The 16,844-nt window shown below is 65.7% G+C and carries 14 protein-coding genes; 11 read left to right on the top strand and 3 right to left on the bottom strand.

The window, feature by feature from the left end; genetic code table 11:
* Window positions 1–8 precede the first annotated feature (8 nt).
* The 8 genes from KF838_00720 (at window position 9) to KF838_00685 (ending at window position 9,415) form a co-directional block, all read left to right on the top strand.
* Window positions 9–1,007, top strand: a complete 999-nt coding sequence (locus KF838_00720) for an HD domain-containing protein (GenBank protein QYK48390.1) — start codon at window positions 9–11, stop codon at window positions 1,005–1,007.
* 72 nt (window positions 1,008–1,079) lie between these two features.
* The gene (locus KF838_00715; protein QYK48389.1) at window positions 1,080–1,793 is read left to right on the top strand and encodes an LON peptidase substrate-binding domain-containing protein; all 714 of its coding nucleotides are present in this window, start codon (window positions 1,080–1,082) and stop codon (window positions 1,791–1,793) included.
* 147 nt (window positions 1,794–1,940) lie between these two features.
* Complete coding sequence (locus KF838_00710; protein ID QYK48388.1) at window positions 1,941–2,219, top strand: hypothetical protein; 279 nt, start codon at window positions 1,941–1,943, stop codon at window positions 2,217–2,219.
* Between the two features lie 138 nt (window positions 2,220–2,357).
* Window positions 2,358–2,858, top strand: coding sequence for a crossover junction endodeoxyribonuclease RuvC (gene ruvC / locus KF838_00705; protein ID QYK48387.1), 501 nt, complete (start codon window positions 2,358–2,360; stop codon window positions 2,856–2,858).
* 140 nt (window positions 2,859–2,998) lie between these two features.
* Entirely contained in the window at window positions 2,999–4,432 is a 1,434-nt protein-coding gene (locus KF838_00700) for a sigma-54-dependent Fis family transcriptional regulator (protein ID QYK48386.1), read from the top strand.
* A 13-nt stretch (window positions 4,433–4,445) separates the two neighbouring features.
* Window positions 4,446–5,441 (top strand): FkbM family methyltransferase, encoded by a 996-nt coding sequence (locus tag KF838_00695; protein QYK48385.1) that lies wholly within the window; start codon window positions 4,446–4,448, stop codon window positions 5,439–5,441.
* A 17-nt stretch (window positions 5,442–5,458) separates the two neighbouring features.
* Window positions 5,459–6,337 (top strand): hypothetical protein, encoded by an 879-nt coding sequence (locus KF838_00690; protein ID QYK48384.1) that lies wholly within the window; start codon window positions 5,459–5,461, stop codon window positions 6,335–6,337.
* A gap of 51 nt (window positions 6,338–6,388) precedes the next feature.
* The gene (locus tag KF838_00685) at window positions 6,389–9,415 is read left to right on the top strand and encodes a phosphoribosylformylglycinamidine synthase subunit PurS (GenBank protein QYK48383.1); all 3,027 of its coding nucleotides are present in this window, start codon (window positions 6,389–6,391) and stop codon (window positions 9,413–9,415) included.
* A gap of 105 nt (window positions 9,416–9,520) precedes the next feature.
* Here KF838_00685 and KF838_00680 read toward each other — a convergent pair whose 3' ends face one another.
* Window positions 9,521–10,756 carry a hypothetical protein gene (locus KF838_00680; protein QYK48382.1) on the bottom strand — a complete coding sequence of 412 codons (1,236 nt, stop codon included), beginning with the start codon at window positions 10,754–10,756 and terminating at the stop codon, window positions 9,521–9,523.
* A gap of 448 nt (window positions 10,757–11,204) precedes the next feature.
* On the opposite strand from KF838_00680, the gene KF838_00675 reads away from it, so the two are divergent.
* The gene (locus tag KF838_00675) at window positions 11,205–13,127 is read left to right on the top strand and encodes a glycosyltransferase (GenBank protein ID QYK48381.1); all 1,923 of its coding nucleotides are present in this window, start codon (window positions 11,205–11,207) and stop codon (window positions 13,125–13,127) included.
* Entirely contained in the window at window positions 13,124–13,645 is a 522-nt protein-coding gene (gene rnhA, locus KF838_00670) for a ribonuclease HI (protein QYK48380.1), read from the top strand. Before KF838_00675 ends, rnhA begins: the two co-directional genes overlap by 4 nt.
* Window positions 13,646–13,720: 75 nt before the next feature.
* On the opposite strand, the gene KF838_00665 is transcribed toward rnhA, so the two are convergent.
* Together KF838_00665 and KF838_00660 are read right to left on the bottom strand one after the other, a co-directional pair.
* Complete coding sequence (locus KF838_00665; GenBank protein QYK48379.1) at window positions 13,721–14,617, bottom strand: choice-of-anchor A family protein; 897 nt, start codon at window positions 14,615–14,617, stop codon at window positions 13,721–13,723.
* A 324-nt stretch (window positions 14,618–14,941) separates the two neighbouring features.
* Window positions 14,942–16,276 (bottom strand): Glu/Leu/Phe/Val dehydrogenase, encoded by a 1,335-nt coding sequence (locus tag KF838_00660; GenBank protein ID QYK48378.1) that lies wholly within the window; start codon window positions 16,274–16,276, stop codon window positions 14,942–14,944.
* A 174-nt stretch (window positions 16,277–16,450) separates the two neighbouring features.
* Here KF838_00660 and KF838_00655 point away from each other — a divergent pair, with 174 nt between their 5' ends.
* Complete coding sequence (locus KF838_00655) at window positions 16,451–16,810, top strand: hypothetical protein (protein QYK48377.1); 360 nt, start codon at window positions 16,451–16,453, stop codon at window positions 16,808–16,810.
* The last annotated feature ends 34 nt before the right edge of the window (window positions 16,811–16,844 follow it).

Genomic DNA, 16,844 nt, shown 5'->3' with positions numbered 1-16,844 from the left:
GACTTTCCATGCCCGGTACTGCTCACTCGCAGCGCACGCTGATCAAGGACATGGAGCCCTCGTCGCGGATCAAGGGGGCGTTCTCGATCGCGAACGCGCAGATGGGCCGGACGCGGACGGATAAGCCGTACCTTCGCTGCCTGCTTGGGGACAAGACCGGGCAGGTGCCGGGGCGGATGTGGACGATCGAGGAATCGACGTTCAAGCGGATCCCCACGGACGGGTTCGTGTGGGTCGAGGGGGAGACGCAGAAGTACGACGGCGAGCTTCAGATCATCATCCATGTGATCGACACGTACGACCCGACGGCGGAGGAGATGCGCGAGCTGCTTCCGGCGACGAAGAACGACGTGGACGCGATGTTCGCGGAGGTCGTTGCGCTGCTGGAGACGCTGGAGCACCCGGCGATGAAGGCGCTGGCGCGGGTGTATCTTGACGATGCGTTCCTGATGGAGCAGTTCCGGGCTGCGCCGGCGGCGAAGAGCATGCACCACGCGTATCTGGGCGGGCTGCTCGAGCACACGCTGATGCTGATGCGTCTTGCGGATCGCGTCTGCCCGCTGTATCCGAGGATCAGCCGCGACATCGTGCTGATGGGCCTGTTCCTGCATGATCTGGGCAAGACGCGCGAGCTGGTGTACGACCGCGCGTTCTCGTACTCGGATCGGGGGGAGCTGGTCGGGCACATCGTTGAGGGGGCGATCATGCTCCACGACAAGGTGCACCAGGTGATCCGGGATCATGGGATACGGGTTCCCGCGAACGCGGCCCTGGTGCTCCAGCACATCATCCTGAGCCACCACGGCGTGCCCGAGTTCGGCGCGGCGAAGGTGCCCGCGACGCCGGAGGCGATCCTCGTCTCGATCCTTGACAATCTTGACGCCAAGACGACGATGGCGCTCGTCGCGGCCCGACCGGACCACGCCGACCAGGATCTGGGGGGGAACTTCACGGAGCGGCAGTGGGCCCTTGACACGAAGCTCTTCAGGCCCGATCCGCTGGCGTGATTCGCGGCGAGGATGGTGCTTCTGCGGGGGGCGGTTCTCGGTACACTTTCGCGGGTGTATCGGAGTGCTGCGATGTCAGACGGGGAAGACATCACGATCCGTGTGAACTTCGGGAAGCCGATTCCGCTCTTCCCGCTGGACTCGGTCTCGCTGCTTCCTCAGCAGGTGCTGCCGCTGCACATCTTCGAGCCCAGGTACAGGCAGATGGTGGAGCACGCGCTGGACGGCTCGGGGCAGTTCGCGATGGCGGTGTTCAAGGGGAGCGCGTGGAAGCAGGAGTATCACGGGAGGCCGCCTCTGATGCCGGCGGTGTGCGTCGGGCAGATCGCGCAGCACGAGAAGTTGACGGACGGGCGGTTCAATCTGCTGCTGCAGGGCGTGTGCCGCGCACGCATCGCGGAAGAGTCGGGACCGGATGAGTCGCGTCTGTATCGTGCGGCGACGCTGCGTCCGATCGATAGCGCGGCACCGGATGACGAGTCGCTTTCTGAGGCGAGGGAGTATCTGGAGGAGGCGCTGGCGGAGGGGCCGCTCTCTCAGTTGGCGGCATCGCGGGCGGTGCTTGAGTATGTGCAGAACGTCGAGGTGCCGACATCGGCCCTCTTGGAACTTGTGTCGTTCACGATGCTGAGCGGGAAGTCGCTCCGATACCGCCTGCTGGCCGAGGGGGACATCCTGAAGCGTGCGGCGGTGATCCGGCAGGAACTGGCATCGCTCGAGGGGCTGATCCGACGGGCATCGGAGCAGCATCCGGAATCGTGGCCGAAGGGGATGAGCTGGAACTGACACGAATCGGACTTTGTTCGTATACTTGTGTGCAAGCGGTGCTGTCCGGATCGGAACCAACTGGGGTCGGGTGGGTATTTCCTTGAGAGATGGGGCATCGAAGATGGATGCCTCGGTGTGCGGATGAGGCATTGAGGAGTGCGGCGGATGAACACAATCACGAAGACAACCGGCAGGGTCTCTCGGCGCGTGGGGTGGGTGGCGTGCGCTGCGCTCTTCGGGGCGACGGCGGTTGGGTGCAACAACGCGGGACAGGGCGCGGCTTCGGGCGCGGCGATCGGCGCACTGGCCGGGATGGGGCTCGGCTCGCTCTCGGGCAACATGGGCAAGGGCGCGGCAGCGGGCGCGATCATCGGCGGCGTGGGCGGCCTGATCATCGGCGATCAGAACGCGCGGAAGTCGGGGAACAACAAGTATCCGGATTGAGCCGCACAATCGGAGTCGTCCGGCGAGAGCACACTCGCCCGGACGCTCCACACGAGCAATGCCCGTCGAGATAGCGGGCGAAGAGATGACGCGGCCCTCGGCACCTGCCGGGGGCCGCTCGCGTGATATGCTCGTCGTATGCGTGTGCTCGGCATCGATCCCGGTCTGCGAGTCACCGGCTACGGGTGCATTGTGCACGCGATCGGGCGGCCGGAAATCGTGGAGGCGGGTGTGATCCGGCTGGTGGCGACGGGGGCTGAGAAGCGGACGGTCTCCGAGCGGCTGATGGAACTGGATGCGGACTTCCGCGGGCTGCTCGATCGGGTTGAGCCGGAGATCGTGGCGGTCGAGGGGTTGTTCGCGCACTACAAGCACCCGGCGACGGCGATCGCGATGGGGCATGCCCGGGGCGTCCTGCTGCTGGCGATCCGGCAGCGGGGTGTGCGGCTGATGGAACTCAAGCCGCTGGAGGTCAAGCGGTCGGTCACGGGCCACGGGCACGCGAAGAAGGAGCAGATGCAGCGGGCGGTGCAGACGCTCTTCGGACTGGCGGAGCCGCCGACGCCCCATGATGTGGCGGACGCACTGGCGATCGCTCTGGCGGCGGGGCGGCGGGCTTCGTCGGCGATGCTTGCGTGATGGTGCGTGGGAGCGGTCTCAAGTGTGGCGCGAGGTTTCGACCGTCCCCACAGCTGATGAGTGCGGTGCTACCAAGACATAGAGACACCGCTCTGGAGAGCGGTGCCACCAGGAGCATGTTCGCTTACACTCTTGGTCGCATGACGGACCAGACCGAGAAACTCGCGGCCCAGGTGCTGATCGTCGAGGATGAGCCGGAGCACGCCGAACTGATGGCCGATGCCCTGCGCAAGCCGGGGCACGTCTGCACGATCGTGAACTCCGTGGCACAGGCGATGGAGGAACTGAAGGGCGGCGGGTTCGATGTCATCATCACCGACCTGCGGATGCCGAACTCCGCGGGGGTGAACGGGATTGCTCCGGATGGCGCGGACGCGGGGCTGACTGTTTTGCAGGAGGCGAGGAAGTTGCAGCCCTCGGCCGAGACGATCATGGTGACGGCGCACGGGGATGTGCCGACGGCGCGGGCGGCGTTCAAGCACGGGGCGTTCGACTTCATCGAGAAGCCGCTGGACCTTGAGGTCTTTCGCTCGCTTGTGAATCGGGCGGCGGAGACCGCGCTCTTGCGTCACGAGTCGGGCACGCTGAGCAATCTCGTGCAGCACGACGGGTTCGAGGGGATCGTGGCGGGATCGGAGCCGATGCGCCGCATCCTGCGAACGGTGAAGGCGGTGGCTCCCTCGCCGCTGGCGGTGCTGATCACGGGCGAGAGCGGGACGGGGAAGGAACTGATCGCGCAGGCGATTCACAAGTTGTCGAATCGCTCCAGGGCGAGATTCGTGGCGATCAACTGTGCATCCGAGGCCGAGTCGCTGCTCGAGGACCAGTTGTTCGGGCACGTGCGCGGGGCGTTCACGGGGGCGGAGAAGGACCGCGAGGGCGTGTTTGAGTATGCGTCCGGGGGCACGCTGTTTCTGGATGAGATCGGCGACATGCCGCTGAAGATGCAGGCCAAGCTGCTGCGTGTCTTGGAGACGGGTGAGGTGGTGCGGCTGGGGTCCAATGAGACGCGGAAGTCGGACGTGAGGGTGGTTTCGGCGACGAACAAGGACCTGCAGCAGATGGTGCGCGAGGGGACGTTCCGCGAGGATCTGTACTTCCGGATCAACGGCGCACAGGTCGCGCTGCCGCCGCTGCGGGAGCGGCGCGAGGACATCCCGCGGATCGTGCATCACGCGCTGGCGCGGTTTGCGGAGAAGATGCTGCCCGGGAAGCCGGTGCCGGCGGTGACGGATGCGGCGATGATGCGTCTGACGAGTTACAACTGGCCGGGGAACGTGCGCCAGTTGATGAACGTGGTGCAGAACGCGTTGGTGAACGCGATGGCGGATGCGGAGGGGGCGGTGACGATCGACGTGAGGCATGTTCCGCCGGAGATCCGGGCGGCGGACGAGGGTGAGGAGGTCTCGGGGACGCCTGGGTCGCTGGCGGGGACTTCGCTGGAGCAGATCGAGAAGCGTGCGATCCGCGAGACGCTGCGCCTCACGGGCGGGAACCGCGAGCACGCGGCCCAGTTGCTGGGGATCGGGGAGCGGACGCTGTATCGGAAACTGAAGGAATATGGGTTGAGGTAACGGGGAGCGGAACGTGTCTTCGTCAGGCCTCGATGGCATCTCGGCGCGGATGGCGTATCTGGTCTCCCGCTGGGAGTTGCCGGGACGGCGTTATTGGTTTGAGCGCGCCGGGGTGCTGGACAATGCGCGATGGACGACGCGAGGCCACGCCGAGTGCCGCGGAAGATGGCATGGGTATCGATTGCGGCTGAATCTGGCGGACTATCACCAGCGCGGGGCGTACTTCCTCGGGCGATTGTTCGATCTGCCGGTGCAGGTCGCCCTGCTGCGGGCGATGCGGCCGGGGGATGAGTACCTGGACATCGGCGCCAACATCGGGATGACGGTGCTGATCGGGGCGTACGCGGTCGGGGCACGGGGGATGGTCACGGCGATCGAGCCGAACCCGTCGGTGTGCGCGGAGCTGCGGGCGCATGTGGAGTCCAACGGGCTGTCGTGGGTGCGGATCATCGAGGCGGGGTTCAGCGATCGCGAGCAGACGCTGACGCTGAGCGTGCCGCCCACGGGGAACACGGGCGCGGGGACGTTCGGGGTGCTGCCGCCGAGGCATAAGGGGAAGGTGTCGGCGACGTATGACGTGCCGGTGGTCGTGGGCGACAACCACATCAATCCCGAGGGTGCGCCGCTCACGATCAAGATTGATGTGGAGGGGTTTGAGACCGCGGCGTTCCGGGGGTTGGCTCGGGCGATCACCACTCGTAAACCGGCGATTGTGGCGGAAGTGAATCCGCAGATGCTGAGCGCGAGCGGCTCGAGCGCGGCGGAGTTTATCGGCATGCTGCGGGGCTGGGGGTATGAGATCTTCATTCCAGGTGCCGCGGCGCGGGCGATGCGCCGGCGTGAGCGGTTTTGGCTCGAACAGGTTGGGCGGGAATGGGTGCCTGAGAAGCGACTGGTCAACATTGTCGCGGCTGTGCCGGGCACTGTGCATTGGAAGCGGCTGGAATCTTCGGTCGTCGAGAATGCGTCGAACTGCGGCCGGATGTCGGACCAACCAGTGGACTGCTGACGGGAAAGGAGCGTGTCGTGACGCAGACGTATGTGCCGCGATTTGAGGATCGTGAGAACCACTCTGCTCCTCCGGGCCCGACGGGCTCGATGGGGCGATCGCCGTTCTCTCTAACCGGTCAGGGTCCGGTGGGCATGTGCAAGATCGAGTCCGATCCGCCCGCGCTGACGTCGGTGCCGACGTATGCGAGCGTAACACCGACCGGCGAGCCATGGATGGAGATGGCGATCTTCACAGAGGCCGAGTTCGTTGCGATGGCCAAAGCAACGGCGAATTACGCCGCTCCCACGCTCGACACGATCGACCTCGGCAAACTCGTGCGGGAGATGGGAATCTCGGGTCGGGCGACGATCAAGACGATGCCCAACGGGAAGAAGTACGTCGTGCTCAGCGGGTATCCTGGGCTCAGGCAGACGTTGACGGGCACGAGGTACGGGATCAAGCACGCCAAGGTTGTGCAGATGGGGATCGGCCCAGCGGGGATCGCAAAGTCGGCGATGAAGGGCGGGGGGATCACGATCGTTCTGACGGTGGGTGCGGACATCCTGCAGGCCGTCGTCAACGATGAGTACCTGATGACGAGCAAGCTGGGATTCACGATTGTGACGGATGTCGGAAAGGCGGGTATCGGGGCCGCGATCGGTTATGCGGCGTCGATGCTCGCAGCGGGCGCGGCTTCGGTCGCGGCGGCACCGGTCGCCGTGGGCATCATTGTCGGTGTCGGCGTCTCGCTCCTGCTGGACTCGGTCTACCCGACGGAGGAGATCGTGGCGAAGATGGAGGAGCAGCGAAAGAAGGCGTCCAGAGCGATCGAGGATGCCGGCCGGACGTGGAACTGGATCAACACAACGCCCGAGGGTGCGATGTGGTTCATGCGGCGATTCTCGGGGTATTGATCGCGACTGTCATTCTGTCGGGCGGGTGTTTGCGATTCCTATGATCGGCGCATGAACGACGGCCGCGACGGTTCCACACTCTCTCCACGAGTCCTCCGATTCGAGGTCGCGACCGCGCCCGGTCGGGTTGATCCCAGGGGCGATGCCGTGCTGGCACAGGCCCGCGCGCTGGGCGTTGGTGTGGAGAGCGTGCGGACGGCACGCGTGTACCTGATCGAGCCAAGCTCTGACGGAACGCATGAATCGCTCGCGGGGATCTCGTCCCGATTGCTGGCGGATCCGGTCGTCGAGACAGCGCGCGAGGGGATCTCCCCCACTCCTTCCGGCGCGGTGACGATCGAGGTTCATCCCCAGCCGGGGGTGATGGACCCGGCGGCGCAGTCTGTCGCGGAGGCGATCGCCGATCTCACGGGGAGCGCGGCGCACGTTTCGACGGGGTGGCGGTATGACTTCAGGGGGATCAACGCCTCGGACGCCGCGTCGTTCGCTCGGCGGGCGCTGGCGAATCCCGTGATCCACGAGATCCGGGAGCGTCCGTTCCATCCGGATGCGCTCCCGACCGGGCACGCATACGCGTTGAAGATCACGCACGTGCCGATTCGCGACCTTGATGATGGTGCGCTCGCTTCGCTCTCGCGAACGGCCCATCTGTTCCTGTCGCTGGACGAGATGCGTGCGATCCAGAGCGAATATCGGCGCGTGGGACGAGACCCGAGCGACATCGAGCTCGAGACGCTGGCGCAGACGTGGTCCGAGCACTGCGTGCACAAGACGCTCAAGAGCCGCATCAGGTACGAATCGCCGGGCACGGCCACGGACGCGATCCGCTGGAGCGGCCGCCCGGGGCACACGGTGAACGCGGACGGAACGGTGACGATCGAGAATCTGCTCAAGTCCACGGTCGCGGCGGCGACGTTCGAGCTGATCGAAGAGGGGATCGACTGGACGCTCTCGGTTTTCAAGGACAACTCGGGCGTGATCGCGCTGGACGACACGTGGGCCGTGTGCATCAAGGTCGAGACGCACAACCACCCCTCGGCGATCGAGCCGTACGGCGGTTCGGCGACGGGCGTGGGCGGGTGCATCCGCGACGTGATCGGCACGGGCCTGGGTGCGAAGCCGATCGCGAACAGCGATGTGTTCTGCGTGGCGTACCCGGATCGCTGGACGGAAGGTGCGGCCCGTGATGGTGTGCGGGCCCTGCCCAAGGGGACGCTGCACCCGCGCCGGATTCTGGGCGATGTTGTGGCGGGCGTGCGGGACTACGGGAATCGCATGGGCATCCCGACGGTCTCGGGCGCGGTCGCATTCGATGATCGCTATATCGGCAATCCGCTGGTCTTCTGCGGGTGCGTCGGGCTGCTGCCCCGGAACCGCGTCAAGGGCGCGGCGCGTGCAGGGGACCTGATCGTGGCATTGGGCGGGCGGACGGGTCGCGACGGGATCCACGGCGCGACGTTCTCCTCCGCGGAGTTGACGGACTCGCACGCGGATGAGTTCGGGCACGCGGTGCAGATCGGCAACGCGATCGAGGAGAAGCGGACGCTGGACGCGATCCTGCGGGCCCGCGACGAGCACGGCGAGCCGCTCTATCACGGGCTGACGGACTGCGGCGCGGGAGGGTTTTCCTCCGCCGTCGGCGAGATGGGGGCGACACTTGGCGCGGCGGTGGACCTTGATCGTGCGCCGCTGAAGTATGACGGGCTTTCCTATACCGAGATCTGGATCTCCGAGGCGCAGGAGCGCATGGTGCTCGCGGTGCCGGCGGCGAACCTCGATGCGCTCCGTCGGATCTGCGACGAAGAGGGTGTGGAACTCTCCGTGCTCGGCACGTTCGGCACGCCCGGTGAGGAGCTTGTGCTTCGATACCGGGGGACCGAGGTCGGACGGCTTTCGATGCACTTCCTTCACGAGGGGATCCCGACACCCGTGCGGGACGCCTCGTGGTCACCCTCTCCGGCGAGGGGACCTGTCGCGACGCCCCGCCCTTCGACGCGGGACGCGCTCCTCGCGCTCCTCGCGCATCCGGACATCGCTTCGAAGCACTGGATCATCCGGCAGTACGACCACGAGGTGCAGGGCAACACGATTCTGAAGCCGCTCGTGGGCCCGGGTGGGATCGGGCCGGGTGATGGTTCGGTGATCGAGCCGATCCCGGGGAGCGGGCGGGGGATCGCGATCGCGTGCGGGTTGCAGACGCCCGTGGGCGATCCTGAGATCGGGGGCGATCCGTATCAGATGGCTCTCGCGGCGATCGACGAGTGTGTGCGGAATCTTGTGTGCGTCGGCGTGGACCCGGGGCGCGTCGCGATCCTTGACAACTTCTGCTGGCCGAGCTGCCAGAAGCCGGAGAATCTCGGCTCGCTGGTGCGGGCCGCGGAGGGGTGCTACGACGGTGCGAAGGCGTATGGGACACCGTTTGTGTCGGGGAAGGACTCGCTCAACAACCAGTTCACGACGGAGGACGGGCGGACGGTGCAGATTCCGCCGACGCTCCTGATCACGGGCATGGGGATCGTGCCGGATATGTCGTGCGTCTGCACGAGCGACGCGAAGCGGGCGGGGTCAGAGGTTGTGCTGATCGAGCCGCGGGCTTCAACGCACGGGCTCGGGGCTTCGCGCTATGCGTCGATGTTCGGCGTCGGTGCGTCCGATGGGGAAGCGGAGATTCCTTCGGTGGATCTTGTGTCCGGGCCTGAGACGGCGCGCCTGGTCGCGGCCATGGTTCGTGAACGGCTGGTTCGCTCGGCGCATGATGTGTCGGACGGTGGGCTGCTGGTGGCGCTCTCGGAGATGCTGATCGGGACGCAGGGTGGCGATGCGCCGCTCGGGCTGAGGATCGAGGCGGCGCACGACGCGTTGCACGGATTCGCGTTCTCTGAGGCGCCCTCGCGGTACGTGATCGAGGTCGAGCCGCGGCACCTGGCACGCATCGATGAGATGGCGGCGAAGGCGGGGGCACGCGTCGTTCGGATCGGTACGCTCGATGATTCCGGTTCGATCATGTGGTCGCGTGTGGGCCTGGATGTCAGGGTTGAGGATCTTGCCCGCGCGTGGCGCGGCACGCTGGACTGGTGATCGCTCGGCACGAGTGTTGTGCGCCCTTTGGGCTCATTGAATGCAAAGCGGCCCCGATCGGTTGATCGGGGCCGCGTCGTATCGCGTGGTGAGAATGGCGAGAGATCAGCGCGTGCCGGAGAGGGAGACGCCGGTCGCGTTGCCCGGCTTGGTGGGCGTTCCGATCACACCGACCTCGGGCGTTGCGAGAGGGGCGGGCGGCGTGTAGAACATGCCGGCGGTCTCGGGCAGGCCGTAGAGCTCGGGGTGGAGGTACTTGCCACGTGCGGCGACGGGCTTCTCACGCTCGACGACCGGCGGGTTCTGCTGGACCCAGAGGTCGTTGCGTGTTGCGGTGACGGTCCAGGAGACCTTCATGCCGGGGACGCCGCCCGAGATCACGAACTCGTTGTCCGAGACTTCGCTGGCGATGTGGAGCATGGGTGCGGGAGCGCCGATGGGCGTGAGCTGGTACTGGGGATTGGTGTTGATGTCATCGAAGTAGTGCGGGAGTTCGACGACGGCGGAGCCGGTGCCGTCGAGCACGACGGTGCCGCGGTAGATGAGATAGGGCTCGGGGCTCTCGATGGCGTAGTGAACGAGGAACTTGTTTGCGGGATCGTTGGGGTGATCGATGACGAAGCTCTTCGCACCGGACGCACCGGTGGCGCCGTTGCTGAAGACGCCGAAGCCGTTGATGGTGGAGGTGATACCGAGGACGCCGTAGACGACGCCCGCTGAGTCACCGTTGCCGCGGCCCGCGACGCCGACCGCGTTGAAGGAGTTGGCGATGCCGGAGACGCCGATGGTGTTGGCGCCGTTGGTGGAGGAGTTGGTCACTCCCGCGACGCCGGTGCCGATCGACGAGTTCGCCTGGCCGAAGACTCCGTAGGTCTGGCCAGTCGCCGCGGGAGCAAGCCCGTAGACACCGCGTCCTGTGGTGGAGTTTGTCTGACCGAGTACGCCGTTGCCGGGGCCGGTGGTGGCGTTGTGCAGGCCTACCACGCCTCGACCATCGGTGGAGTTCGACTGGCCGTAGAAGCCGGAGCCGGTTCCGGTCGTTGCGTTGGAGAAGCCGATCGCACCACGACCCGCGGGCGAGAGGACCTGGGCCCAGAGGCCGTAGACGGTGCCCGAGGAGGTGTTGTTGACGGCGTTGATGGCGCGAGAGGGCCCGTTGGCCTGGATGCTGAAGGGGAAGAGGGGCGTGCCGACGCCGATGCCGACGTTTCCGCCCGTGAAGAAGATGTCGGTGTTGTTGCCGGCGAACTGCCAGTCGTTCTGTGCCTGCGCCGTTCCGGCGCAGAGCGCAATCGACGATGCGGCGGCGAGTGTGTATGCGGCGAGCGTGCGAACGTTCATAAAGACCTCCTTTGGATGGCCTCTCTGTGGGAGGCCCTTGGATCGACCGGCAAACCAATCCTTGCCCGGCGCACAGGTGCGGCGGGTGTGTCTCCCCGGACCCGCGTTGGCGTTCATCGCGTGTCTCCGGGGTTCCGATGCTCGAATCATACCGTAAGTACAGCCATGGCAAAGAACTCGGTGTCCTGCCCCGGATGTGGAGCAAGCCGCGGCGCGGACGCTTGCGCGCGGGATGGTGCCCGGGTTCTCGGCTCACTTGGTCGGCGGTTCGGGTGGGTTGACGCCACAAGATAACCACCGCGGACCGCTCATGGCTGCGATCTTTGCGCGTGGTGGGCACGTTGCAGGCCAGGTCAGGACCGACAGCGCGGCAGCGTCGCCCGGCGGCCTGACCGGCTCGGGCTTGGAGCCAGAGCGGTCTGAGAAAGGTGTGATACAGTGGCGACCGATGGCGAAGCGACGCGAACGAATCACTCGGAGCCCGGACCCGGATGCGCCCTCGCCGCTGCATGGCGTGGCGGACGGCGTGTTGTTCGAGGTTTCGTCGGAGGTGTGCAACCAGGTGGGGGGGATCTACCAGGTCCTTCGCTCGAAGGCGGCGCTGATCACGGCGCGCTGGCCGAATCGCTACTGGCTGGTTGGTCCGTATGTGGAGCAGAAGGCGTCGGTCGAGTTCGAGCCGTCCCGCCCTCCTCGGTGGCTCGGGCGGGTGCTGGAGTCGCTGGAGTCCGAGGGCATCAGGATCCACCACGGGCGGTGGCTGATCGCGGGGAACCCGCGGGTGCTGCTGATCGAGCGCGCGGTGCAGTGGCAGGAGATCGACAAACTCAAGTTTGAGTTGTGGTCTGATCATTCGATCGAGTCGCCCGGCGGAGACCGGCTGGTGGACGAGGCGATCGTGTTCGGCGACAGCGTCAGACGGTTTCTCACGCGTGTCTGCGAGATGCGAGCGGCACCCGCAGGCGAGCACGCGGGCGACGACCCATCGGAGGAGCCCTCGCACGGATCTCACAGGAGGATCATCGCGCACTTTCACGAGTGGCTGGGAGGGCTTGCGATACCGATGATCCGGAAGGCAGAGCTCCCCGTCGCGACGGTGTTCACCACGCATGCGACGCTTCTCGGGCGCTACATGGCATCGAGCGAGGATGGGTTCTACGACCGGCTGTGGTCGATCGATCACGCGGCGGAGGCGGCCAAGTACAACATCAAGGGGATCCACGGCTACGAGCGGGCGTGTGCGCACGGGTCGCACGTGTTCACGACGGTCTCGCCGATCACGGGTGAGGAGTGCGGCGCGCTGCTGGGTCGCGTCCCCGACCTGTTCACGCCGAACGGGCTGAATGTCTCGCTCAACAACGTGGGGCACGAGTTCCAGACGCTGCACGCGACGCACAAGGAAGCGATCCATCGGTTCGTGATGGGGTACTTCTTCCCGTCATACGCGTTCGATCTGGACCGCACGATCTACATGTTCACGAGCGGGCGATTCGAGCCGAAGAACAAGGGATTCGATCTGTGCCTGGAGGCCCTCGCGCGTCTGAACGCGCAGATCAAGGAGTTCGATCTCGGGCTCAACGTCGTCTTCTTCATCGTCACGCAGAGACAGACGCGGACCATCGACCCCGAGTCGCTGCGGCTGCGGGGCGTGCTCAACGAGCTCGACAACGTCTGCAACAGCATCCTGGAGGGCGTCGGCAAGCGGATGTTCCCGCTCGCGGCGGCCGGCCAGCGGGCGAACCTCGACGCGCTCGTCGATCCGTACTGGTCGCTGCGGTATCGGCGGATGCAGCAGGCCTTCCGGAGGAACGGCCTCCCGCCCGTCGTGTCGCATCACGTCGAGGGAGACTGGTCCGATCCGGTCCTGAGTCACATACGGCATCTCGGGCTGTGCAACCGGCCGGATGACCCGGTGAAGATCGTCTATCACCCGGAGTTCATCTCGCCGACAAGCCCGCTGTGGGGGATGGACTACGACCAGTTCGTGCGCGGCACGCACCTGGGTGTTTTCCCGAGCGCGTACGAGCCGTGGGGATACACGCCCCTGGAGTGCATGGCGGCCGGCACGCCGGCGATCACCTCTGACCTTGCGGGCTTCGGCGGGTATGTCGCAGATCGCCACCCGGACCACGACGCATGGGGGATGACCGTGCTGAAGCGGCGTGGGCGCGGGTTTCATGAGGCGGCAGCGGATCTGGCCCGCTGGATGCTGGCGTATTGCCGCCTTGATCGGCGCGGGCGGATCGCGATGCGGAACGCGGTTGAGAGCAAGAGCTGGGACTTTGACTGGAGCCGCCTCGGTTCGGCGTATCACCGGGCGCACGATCTCGCGCTCGAGCGGCTTGCGCGCGAGTCCGGGGAGTTGCGATGAGCGCAGAAAAGCAGCATGGCGGAGCCAGGGGAGAATCGGTCCCGGCTTCGAAGCCCCATGTCGAGTTGCACACAGACGGGGCGTGCTCTGGAAACCCCGGCCCGGGTGGCTGGGCGTATGTGCTCAAGCACGGGGTCTCCGGGAAGGAGCGTGCCGCGAGCGGGGCCGAGCACGACACGACGAACAATCGGATGGAACTCCGTGCGGTGATCGAGGGGCTGTCGGTGCTGAAACGTCCGAGTGTGGTGGATCTCTATTCCGATTCCAAGTACGTGCTGGATGGGCTGAAGAGCTGGATCCACGGGTGGAAGAAGAAGGGGTGGAAGACGGCCGACAAGAAGCCGGTGAAGAACCAGGAACTCTGGATGGAACTCGACGCGCTCTCGTCGCGTCACGAGGTCCGCTTCCATTGGATCAAGGGTCACAGCGAGCACCCCGAGAACGAACGCTGCGATCGCATGGCGGTCGAGGCGAGAGAGTCGCTCGTGAAGGGCGCGGGGCGTCGCGGCCCGATCTGAAAGACGCGTTGTAAAGACAACGAGGCCCCGGCCAGGTGACCGGGGCCTCGTCAGATTGTGATCACCGTGAACGGCTCAGTTGCGCCGGCGAGAGGCGAAGAGCCCCGCGACGCCGATCAGCGCGAGTGCGCCGGGGGCGGGAACGTAGCCGTCGTAGGTCGGGAGGTGGATCTCGCCGTTCTGCGTGAAGTTCTCGACGGCGACTGAGCCGGCGATGAAGTTGCCGTTGGTCAGGTGGGCATTCGGCGCCAGGACCGCGCCGTACAGGGCTCGCTCGATGTTGAGCGTCTCGGCCTCGTAGAAGTTCCAGAGGATCTTGGAGGCGTTGGCGCTGTTGAAGCCGCCGAGGAAGTTGCCCTGGTTGTGCGTGATGCTCGTGCCCGAGACGTTGATGATCACGCTGGCCGCGCTGTTCATCGCGATGTCGAACTGCTGCACGAAGCCGTTGCCGAAGAGCTGGTTGCCGTCGACGTTGAAGACTGCCACGCCGTCGATGTTCGCAACAGCGGAGAAGTTCACGGGAGCGGGGGAGCCCATCGGGATGGAGACCGTGTTGGTCGCGCCGAGGCCGGCGAGGTGGTTCGAGATCCACTGCACCTCGGAGCGTGCGGCGGAGACGATCGAGGCCGCGCCGGGATCGTTGATCTGCATGCCGCCACCGTTGAAGTTGACGTTGCCGGTGCGGGTGCCGCCGAGGCGGAGGTTGCCGGCCTCCATCTGGACGTTGCCTCCGTTGAGGTTTCGGCCGACGATGAGGACATCGACGCCGAGGTGGCTGGGGCGGTGGAGCATGGTGCCGTAGTTTGACGCGCCGGTGTTCAGGTCACGCCCGACCATGGTGCGGCCTTCGACCTCCTGGGTCGAGGTGAGATCGTTGAAGACGATCAGGTTCCAGTTGGACAGGACATCGGCGCAGGCGGAAACAGCCATCGCGCCCGCGCTCAGCGCGGCGACAACAAACTTTGAACGCATCGGGTCTCTCCTCATCAATCAAGTGGGATTGTCATGGCACCGGGCTATGACCCCCGGCGCGTCTCTCGTGCAGATCTTACGAGCGTTCTGCTTGCGTGGATTGACCCATCCGCAATTCAGATAGATTCACGGGGCTCTTTTGCGCATCGCTCACGTTTGAACTCTCGCTCGACACCCCAGATTGCCCTGTTTCACGTGTGCTGTCCGGGGCGATCCACCTTGTGCTTGTCGCAGCGCGACACGGCAGTAACAGAAAGGCCCCGGCATGCGCTGCCGGGGCCTTGCGAAGGTCGTGCTGATTGTCCGGCGTCTCGGACCTGAGCTTTACGGGAAGATGCCGCGGGCCTCGTAGGCCTTCTGGAGGCGCTCCAACGCGGCGGCGTATGCGGCGGTGCGGAGGTCGCAGTTGTACTTACGGCGTGCGTCGCGCGTGCGTCCGGCGGCCTTGACCATGTGCTTGTTGAGTTCACGGTCGACGCGCTCGAGCTCCCAGGTCTGGAAGGTCTTGTTCTGGACCCACTCGAAATAGGAGACGGTGACGCCGCCGGCGTTGCACAGGATGGCGGGGAGGACCTCGATGCCGCGCTTCTGGAGGATGCGCTCGCCTGCGGGCGTCGTCGGGGCGTTTGCACCCTCGGCAACGACCTTGCAGTTGAGCATGTTGGCCTCGGGCTCCTGGATCATCTGCTCGAGCGCGGCGGGGATGAAGACATCGACCTGGGTCTTGTAGAACTCTTCCTTGGTGATGGCGGTGGCCTTGGTGTAGCCGGCGACGCCGCCCTTCTGCTGGACATAGGCCGCGAGGTCGTTGGCGTCGATGCCCTTGTCGTTGCGGATGAAGCCGGTGTGGTCGGCCACAGCGGTCATCTTCGCGCCCTTGTCCTGGAAGATCTTGCCGGACCAGGAACCGACGTTTCCGAAACCGAGAACGCTGAAGGTGCTGGTCTCGGGCTTGAGCTTGAGTTCGGGGAGCATCTCGACGAGTGTGTCAACGACGCCCTGTCCGGTCGCCTTCTCACGCCCGAGAGAGCCGCCGTACTCGATGGGCTTGCCGGTGATGACGGCGCCGGGGTTGTGGCCGCCGATCTCGGAGAGGAAGGTGTAGGTGTCGGCGATCCAGGCCATGTGCTGGCTGTTGGAGCCGACGTCGGGAGCGGGGATGTCATAGTCGGGGCCGATCTGGTGGGCGATGGCGGCGGTGAAGCGTCGGACGATGCGCTCCATCTCGGTCGCGGAGTGCTTGCGGGGATCGACCTTGATGCCGCCCTTGCCGCCGCCGTAGGGGACGCCGACGAGGGAGCACTTCATGGTCATGAGAAAGGCGAGCGACTTGACGTCGTCGAGGTGGACGTCGTGGTGGAAGCGGAGGCCGCCCTTGTAGGGGCCGAGGGCGTTGTTGTGCTGGACGCGGTAGCCCTTGAAGAGCTCGTACTTGCCGGAGTCCATCTTCACGGGGAAGTGGACCATGATCTCGTTCTTGGGCTGCGCGAGGATCAACTGCAGATAGCGCGGAAGATTCATCTTCTCCGCGGCGTGGAGCATGGAGCCCACGGTCTGCGTGTAGAGATTGTTGGGATCGTCGGGGAGACCGACGTCGTGGAGAATGCCGTTGCTGGACTGTTCAGCCGCGTGCGCCTTGGGCGCCGTCATGGTGGTCATGGCACTTTTCCGGAACGGGTGATCGGATGAACCTGCTGCATCGGGCCTTCGAGGACGACTCGCGCCCGGATTCCAAACAGGGGCCGCTCTGACCATTCAGGAGCGGTCTACATTCTTGGCCGTCGCAGTGTGCGAATCGACAAGAATCCGTCCCATCCTTTGGGCCAAAGCCGCATGATCCTGTACTTCGCATCCGATCTGGTATGGGCGACCCGCATCAAGGCGACGGCGGAGGATCTGGGGCTGCCTTGCCGCCCCGTCCGGAACCCCGACATGCTCGCCCAGCGTCTCGCGGACTCGGCCCCGGTCGCCCTGATCCTGGACCTTGAGACGGAGGTGGCGGGGCTGGACCTGCTCCGCACACTCCGGGCCGACCCCGTCGGGGGGAGACTGCGGGTTCTTGCTTTCGCGCCACACGTCAAGAAGGACCTGATGCAGCAGGCACGGGACGCGGGGGCGGATGAGGTGATCACGCGGGGTGCGTTCGACCACAACCTCGTTGATATTCTGGTTCGGCTTGCGGCGAGCGCGTGAGACTCGGGTCGCGCACGGCTGGTGAGCCCGAAAC

The sequence above is a fragment of the Phycisphaeraceae bacterium genome, from assembly GCA_019454185.1.
GTDB lineage: Bacteria > Planctomycetota > Phycisphaerae > Phycisphaerales > UBA1924 > JAHBWV01.
Note: the sequence above shows the minus strand (reverse complement) of the source record. Positions and strands in the feature narration are given on the sequence as shown.

What these genes read in the sequence shown, in the direction of transcription:
- KF838_00720 (QYK48390.1), top strand. Translation starts at nt 9, where the DNA reads ATGCCCGGTACTGCTCACTCGCAGCGCACGCTGATCAAGGACATGGAG.
- KF838_00715 (QYK48389.1), top strand. Translation starts at nt 1,080, where the DNA reads ATGTCAGACGGGGAAGACATCACGATCCGTGTGAACTTCGGGAAGCCG.
- KF838_00710 (QYK48388.1), top strand. Translation starts at nt 1,941, where the DNA reads ATGAACACAATCACGAAGACAACCGGCAGGGTCTCTCGGCGCGTGGGG.
- ruvC (QYK48387.1), top strand. Translation starts at nt 2,358, where the DNA reads ATGCGTGTGCTCGGCATCGATCCCGGTCTGCGAGTCACCGGCTACGGG.
- KF838_00700 (QYK48386.1), top strand. Translation starts at nt 2,999, where the DNA reads ATGACGGACCAGACCGAGAAACTCGCGGCCCAGGTGCTGATCGTCGAG.
- KF838_00685 (QYK48383.1), top strand. Translation starts at nt 6,389, where the DNA reads ATGAACGACGGCCGCGACGGTTCCACACTCTCTCCACGAGTCCTCCGA.
- KF838_00680 (QYK48382.1), bottom strand. Translation starts at nt 10,756, where the DNA reads ATGAACGTTCGCACGCTCGCCGCATACACACTCGCCGCCGCATCGTCG.
- KF838_00675 (QYK48381.1), top strand. Translation starts at nt 11,205, where the DNA reads ATGGCGAAGCGACGCGAACGAATCACTCGGAGCCCGGACCCGGATGCG.
- rnhA (QYK48380.1), top strand. Translation starts at nt 13,124, where the DNA reads ATGAGCGCAGAAAAGCAGCATGGCGGAGCCAGGGGAGAATCGGTCCCG.
- KF838_00665 (QYK48379.1), bottom strand. Translation starts at nt 14,617, where the DNA reads ATGCGTTCAAAGTTTGTTGTCGCCGCGCTGAGCGCGGGCGCGATGGCT.
- KF838_00660 (QYK48378.1), bottom strand. Translation starts at nt 16,276, where the DNA reads ATGACCACCATGACGGCGCCCAAGGCGCACGCGGCTGAACAGTCCAGC.
- KF838_00655 (QYK48377.1), top strand. Translation starts at nt 16,451, where the DNA reads ATGATCCTGTACTTCGCATCCGATCTGGTATGGGCGACCCGCATCAAG.